General features: G+C 75.3%; 4 protein-coding genes and 1 CRISPR repeat array. Of the genes, 1 reads left to right on the top strand and 3 read right to left on the bottom strand.

Going from position 1 to position 6,191, the window contains the following annotated elements; all coding sequences use genetic code 11:
- Positions 1–41 precede the first annotated feature (41 nt).
- Positions 42–1,710: direct repeats of the CRISPR family, unit length 37 nt; unit sequence GCTGCGCCCGGCCCTCGCGCCGGGCGAGGATCGCAAC.
- Positions 1,711–2,125: 415 nt separating this feature from the next.
- The 3 genes from C5N14_RS18310 to C5N14_RS18300 are packed head-to-tail and all read right to left on the bottom strand — an operon-like array spanning position 2,126 to position 5,090.
- Positions 2,126–2,938 (bottom strand): ABC transporter ATP-binding protein, encoded by an 813-nt coding sequence (locus C5N14_RS18310; RefSeq protein WP_117669303.1) that lies wholly within the window; start codon positions 2,936–2,938, stop codon positions 2,126–2,128.
- Between the two features lie 29 nt (positions 2,939–2,967).
- Complete coding sequence (locus C5N14_RS18305; protein ID WP_117669302.1) at positions 2,968–3,993, bottom strand: iron chelate uptake ABC transporter family permease subunit; 1,026 nt, start codon at positions 3,991–3,993, stop codon at positions 2,968–2,970.
- Positions 3,990–5,090 carry an iron ABC transporter permease gene (locus C5N14_RS18300; protein ID WP_117669301.1) on the bottom strand — a complete coding sequence of 367 codons (1,101 nt, stop codon included), beginning with the start codon at positions 5,088–5,090 and terminating at the stop codon, positions 3,990–3,992. The genes C5N14_RS18305 and C5N14_RS18300 overlap by 4 nt, the downstream gene beginning before the upstream one ends.
- Positions 5,091–5,156: 66 nt before the next feature.
- On the opposite strand from C5N14_RS18300, the gene C5N14_RS18295 reads away from it, so the two are divergent.
- Positions 5,157–6,188 (top strand): ABC transporter substrate-binding protein, encoded by a 1,032-nt coding sequence (locus tag C5N14_RS18295; RefSeq protein ID WP_117669300.1) that lies wholly within the window; start codon positions 5,157–5,159, stop codon positions 6,186–6,188.
- The last annotated feature ends 3 nt before the right edge of the window (positions 6,189–6,191 follow it).

Below are 6,191 nucleotides of genomic sequence, written 5' to 3'. Positions count from 1 at the left end.
CAACCTGTAGCACTCCCCTGGCCGGCCTCATGGCGACCACCGCTGCGCCCGGCCCTCGCGCCGGGCGAGGATCGCAACCGCACCCGCCCCGTGCCGGCCCGGCGGATCCTCGCGGCTGCGCCCGGCCCTCGCGCCGGGCGAGGATCGCAACATCAGTGAGGCGGCCAGCATGGGCCGGTAGAACACCGTGCTGCGCCCGGCCCTCGCGCCGGGCGAGGATCGCAACTCCGCCCAGCGCACCGCCGTGATCACCACGTGTACGCCGCTGCGCCCGGCCCTCGCGCCGGGCGAGGATCGCAACGGTGCACATCCGGCTCAAGGACGAGCTGGATTGGGAGCTGCGCCCGGCCCTCGCGCCGGGCGAGGATCGCAACTCGACGTCGGGCACGTTCGGGTCTGCGAGCTTCCGCGCTGCGCCCGGCCCTCGCGCCGGGCGAGGATCGCAACGGCAGGGTCGCGTCGATCTCCAGGGAGCGTCGGCGGGCTGCGCCCGGCCCTCGCGCCGGGCGAGGATCGCAACTCGATATCGCCGGTGGTCAGTGGCATGTCGTCCTCCAAGCTGCGCCCGGCCCTCGCGCCGGGCGAGGATCGCAACTTTGGTTCCTGGGTGATCCGCACCCAGGCCAGCGAGTAGCTGCGCCCGGCCCTCGCGCCGGGCGAGGATCGCAACCCGTCGGGCGGCAGCTTGCACCCCGGGAGCCGACACGCTGCGCCCGGCCCTCGCGCCGGGCGAGGATCGCAACACGCTGGTCACCGCCGAGGATGACGGCTCGCTGGTGGGCTGCGCCCGGCCCTCGCGCCGGGCGAGGATCGCAACCGCCGCCCCCGCTGCCCGCGGGTGCGGTCCGGTGGTCGCTGCGCCCGGCCCTCGCGCCGGGCGAGGATCGCAACGCGCGGTCGCGCAGCTCGGCTGGCGGTCGCGGCGTGGCTGCGCCCGGCCCTCGCGCCGGGCGAGGATCGCAACGTCCCCCCACCCGCCGCATGGGATGAATGCCTGCGAGGCTGCGCCCGGCCCTCGCGCCGGGCGAGGATCGCAACTACATCGGCGGCGGCATCAAGGCGCTGATGCGTGCGCGGGCTGCGCCCGGCCCTCGCGCCGGGCAAGGATCGCAACACGGTCATGGTGCCGCCCGGGTTGAACTCGGCGCGCAGCCAGCTGCGCCCGGCCCTCGCGCCGGGCGAGGATCGCAACCCCCCGGTCAGGTCGGACCAGGCGGTGGACAGGTGCGCTGCGCCCGGCCCTCGCGCCGGGCGAGGATCGCAACCCGCCGATCCACGCCGGCGGCAGGGGCGGGCCGTGCGCTGCGCCCGGCCCTCGCGCCGGGCGAGGATCGCAACCGCGTCAGCGGCGACGCCCCGTCCGGCAGGTTCACCGCTGCGCCCGGCCCTCGCGCCGGGCGAGGATCGCAACAGCAGGATTTCGTACGCGACCGTGACCCGGGCGGCGGCGCTGCGCCCGGCCCTTGCGCCGGGCGAGGATCGCAACGTCTACGACTGGCAGGATGCGTTCTCCGGTCTGGCCAGCTGCGCCCGGCCCTCGCGCCAGGCGAGGATCGCAACGAGGTGGTCTGCGTCTTGTTGGCGAACGGCTGGCCGTGCTGCGCCCGGCCCTCGCGCCGGACGAGGATCGCAACCAGGATCAGGCGGCGGCGATCATCCGTGGGCTGCTGCACGCTGTGCCCGGCCCTCGCGCCGGGCACAGCCGCACCGGCGCCTGTCAGTGCGGCGACTACCTGTGGCTGATGCTCAAGGGCTGCGTCCAGGCCCAGGTCGCGCCCGCCGGAGTGGAAGCCGCGTTCGACCTGGTGCCGTGGACTACGTCAGCGACGCCATCGTCACCCTGTCCCGGCAGCCCTCGGCGGCCGACCGCACCTTCCACCTGGCCGCCGGGTGGCTGCTGCGTCTGGACACCGCGCTGGGCTGGCTGCGGTCGAGAGGCTTCGCGCCGCCCGAGGTCGAGCCGGGGGGAGTGGCTGGACCGGATGGGCGCGGACCCGGCCAACGCGGCCCCCGGCCGGCGTCGCCCGGCGTACCATTTCGGTCAGCTCCTCCAGCAGCCTCCGCCAGGGTTCCTTTCAGGCGCTACGAAGTCGACGAGGCCGGAAGCGGTACGGGCAGCGGCTGCTCAGGCACGTACCGCCGTTGCTCGCCGCGCGGCGGGGACAACCAGCGGAGAACCCGTCTCCGGGTCGTCGATCACCCGGCAGGGCAGCCCGAACACCCGCTCCACCAGCTCCGCCGTGACGATCTCCCGGGGCGCCCCGGCGGCCACCACGGCACCGTCGCGCATCGCGATCAGGTGGCTGGCGTACCGGGCGGCCTGGTTGAGGTCGTGCAGCACCGCGACCAGCGTGCGCCCCTGCTCCTCGTGCAGCGTCGCGCACAGGTCGAGCACCTCGATCTGGTGGGCGATGTCGAGGAACGTGGTCGGCTCGTCGAGCAGCAGCAGCTCGGTCTGCTGGGCCAGGGCCATGGCGATCCACACCCGCTGCCGCTGCCCGCCGGACAACTCGTCGACCAGCCGGTCGGCGAGGTCGGCCACGCCGGTGGCGGCCATCGACTCGTCGACCACCCGCTCGTCGTCGCGGGACCACTGCCGCAGCAGCCCCTGGTGCGGGTACCGGCCCCGCGCCACCAGCTCGGCGACCGTGATGCCGTCGGGGGCGGTGGCGGTCTGCGGCAGCAGCCCGAGAGTCCGGGCGACCCGGCGGGCCGGCTGGGCGTGGATGTCCCGCCCGTCGAGCAGCACCGTGCCGGCGGCCGGCCGGAGCATCCGGGCCAGGGCGCGCAGCAGGGTGGACTTGCCGCAGGCGTTCGGTCCGATGACGACGGTGAACGACCGGTCGGGGACGGCGACGGTGAGCCCCTCGGCGATGGTCCGCTTGTCGTATGCGAGGGTCAGGCCGTCGCCGCTGAGCCGAGGGGTGCCGGGCTGCATCAGGGGTGCTCCAGTCTCCAGATCGCCGGTCACAGCCGGCCCGCCTTGCGTTCGGTGGCCAGCAGCCACACCAGGTAGCCGCCGCCGAGCGCGCCGGTGACCACGCCGACGGGGAGCTGGTGCCCGGTGAAGGCGCGCTGGGCGACCAGGTCGGCGGCGACCAGCAGCGCCGCGCCGAGCGCCATGGCGGCGGCCAGGTTCGGCCCGGGTGCGCGGGTCAGCCGGCGGGTCAGGTGCGGTGCGGTGAGCGCGACGAAGTTGACCGGCCCGGCCGCGGCGGCGGCGACGGAGACCAGCAGCACCGCCGCGACCAGCAGCACCGTGCGCAGACCCCGCACCGGTACGCCGAGCGCGGCGGCCGTGTCGTCGCCCAGCTCGGTCATCCGCAGCGCCGGCCCGCAGCCGAACAGCACCACCGGGACCAGCACCGCCAGGGTGGCGGCCAGCGGGACGGCCTGCGCCCAGCCGCGCCCGTCGAGGCTGCCGGTGAGCCAGAGCACGGCGCGGGCGGCGTCCATGAGCTGCCCCCGGGTCAGCAGCCAGCCGTTGACCCCGGTGAGGATCGCGGCGACGCCGATGCCGGCGAGGATCAGCCGGTGGCCGTGCGCGCCGCGCGCCCAGGCCACCGCCCACAGCAGCAGGCCGGTGGCCAGGCCGCCGACCACGGCCGCGCCGGCCAGGGCGAGGGTGCTGCCGCCGACCACCACCACGATGAGGGCCCCGGTGGCGGCTCCCTGGGTGACGCCGAGGATGTCGGGGCTGCCGAGCGGGTTGCGCACGAGGGCCTGGAACACGGCGCCGCCCAGGGCCAGCGCGGCTCCGACCAGCAGGGCGGTGACCAGCCGGGGCAGCCGCAGCTCGCCGATGATGAAGTCCTCGGCGGGGGTGCCGCCCCCGGTGAGGGTGCGCAGCACGTCGGCGGGGCTCATCGGGTAGTCGCCGCCACCGACCGACAGCACGCCCAGGGCCAGCGCGGCCAGCACGCAGCCGAGACCCACCAGCAGGGCCCGGGTCCGGAACCGCACGGACCAGTGGCGTACCCGTACGACGGTCACGACCGCACCGCCCGGGTGCGGGTGACCAGGTGCAGGAAGAGCGGGCCGCCGAGCACGGCGGTCATGATGCCCACCTGGATCTCGCCGGGGCGGCCGAGCACCCGGCCGGCCACGTCGGCGCCGAGCAGCAGCACCGGGGCGAGCAGCGCGCAGGCCGGCAGCAGCCAGCGTAGGTCCGGTCCGGTCAGGACGCGGACCAGGTGCGGCACCAGCAGCCCGACGAAGACCAGCGGCCCGCAGGCGGCCGTCGCGGCGCCGCAGAGCAGGGTGACCGTCACGACGACGGCCGCCCGGACGGCGGCGGGCCGGGCGCCCAGCGCCCGCGCCTGGTCGTCGCCGAGGGCGAGGGCGTTGAGCGGCCGGGCCGCCGCCAGGGCGATCACCAGCCCGGCCGCCGCGAACGGCAGCACCCGGACCACGGTCGCCAGGTCGGCGCTGGCCAGCGAGCCGACGGTCCAGAACCGCATCTTCTCCAGCGAGGCCGCGTCGAGGAGCATCACCGCGCTGACGTACGAGTAGAGGGCCGCGTTGAGCGCCGCCCCCGCGAGGGCCAGCCGGGCCGGGGTGGCGCCCCGGCCGCCGCCGACGGCGTAGACGAGGGCGGTGACGGCCGCCGCGCCCGCCAGGGCGAACCAGATGTACCCGTCGACACCCGCGACGCCGAAGAACCCGGCGGCGGTGGCCACGGCCGCCGACGCGCCGGCGTTGATGCCGAGCAGCCCGGGGTCGGCGAGCGGGTTGCGGGTGACCGCCTGCATCACCGCGCCCGCGACCCCGAGCGCCGCGCCGGCGAGCAGACCGAGCAGGGTGCGCGGCAGCCGCATCTGCCGCACCACGGCGTGCGCGGGGGAGTCGGGGTCCACCAGCCCCTGCCAGACCTCGGCGAGGGTGAGCTGCTTCGCGCCGACCGCGAGGCTGACCGCGACCACGGCCACCAGCAGCAGGAACGCGGCCAGCAGCCCGGCCAGGCGGGCCGCGGGCCGGCCCCGGCGGGGCGGGGGCGTCGCCGTCGGAGCGGGGGCGGTCGGCGACGGTTCGATGACGGACAGTGCGGGCTCCTGTGTGGTGGGAATCGACGGCGGTGCTGTTGACAACAACTTAGGTTAGGGTAACTTAACCTCGCCCTCGGTCATCGGACCACCCCGGAACGGAAAGAAGCCGCCATGCCCGTACCCGTTTCCCGTCCGCGCCTGACCCGCCGCGGCCTGCTCTCCGCCGGCGGCGCCCTCGCCCTCGGCGCCCTGCTCGGCGGCTGCGGCGGCAAGGACGACGAAGCCTCCTCGCCGGCCGCCGGCAGCGGCCCCTGGTCGTTCACCGACGACCGGCCCGAGAAGGTCACCCGGGACGCCACCCCGAAGCGCGTCGTCGCCTTCACCGGCGTGGCCGCCGCCCTGGTCGACTTCGGACTCGACGCGCAGCTCGTCGGGGTGTTCGGCGAGACCACCCGCGCCGACGGTTCGAAGGAGCCGCAGGCCGGGGACCTCGACGTCGGCAAGGTGACCGTGCTCGGCAACGTCTGGGGCGAGTTCAGCGTCGAGAGGTACGCGGCGCTCAACCCCGACCTGCTGGTCACCCACATGTACGACCCGGGCGCCTTCTGGTACGTCCCCGACGAGAGCCGCGACAAGATCCTCGCCCTGGCCCCCACCGTCACCATCACCACCGCCCGGGTGCCGATGAACCGCCCGATCGAGCGGTACGCCGAGCTGGCCGCGTCCCTCGGCGCCGACCTGAACGCGAAGAAGGTCACCGAAGCCAAGGCCCGGTTCGAGGCCGCCGCCGAGTCCGTCCGGCAGGCCGTCAAGGCCAACCCCGGAATCAAGGTGCTGGCCGCCTCCGGCAGCCCCGACCTGTTCTACGCCTCCAACCCGAAGGTCAGCACCGACCTGATGTACTTCGCCGAGCTGGGCGTCGACATCGTGGTGCCGACCAAGCTGGAGCAGGGCGACTACTTCGAGAGCCTGAGCTGGGAGAACGCCGGCAAGTTCCCGGCCGACCTGATCCTGCTGGACAACCGCGCCACCGCCCTGCAACCGGCCGACCTGGCCAAGAAGCCCACCTGGGCGCAGCTCCCGGCGGTGCGGGCCAACCAGGTCACCCCGTGGGACGCCGTGCCGCGCTTCTCGTACGCCGGGGCCGCCCCGCTGCTGGAGAACCTCGCCAAGGCGATCGCCGCCGCGAAGAAGGTGAGCTGACCG

The sequence above is a fragment of the Micromonospora sp. MW-13 genome (assembly GCF_003434305.1).
In the GTDB taxonomy this organism is placed as follows: Bacteria; Actinomycetota; Actinomycetes; order Mycobacteriales; family Micromonosporaceae; genus Micromonospora.
This window is presented reverse-complemented; position numbering and strand designations above follow the sequence as displayed.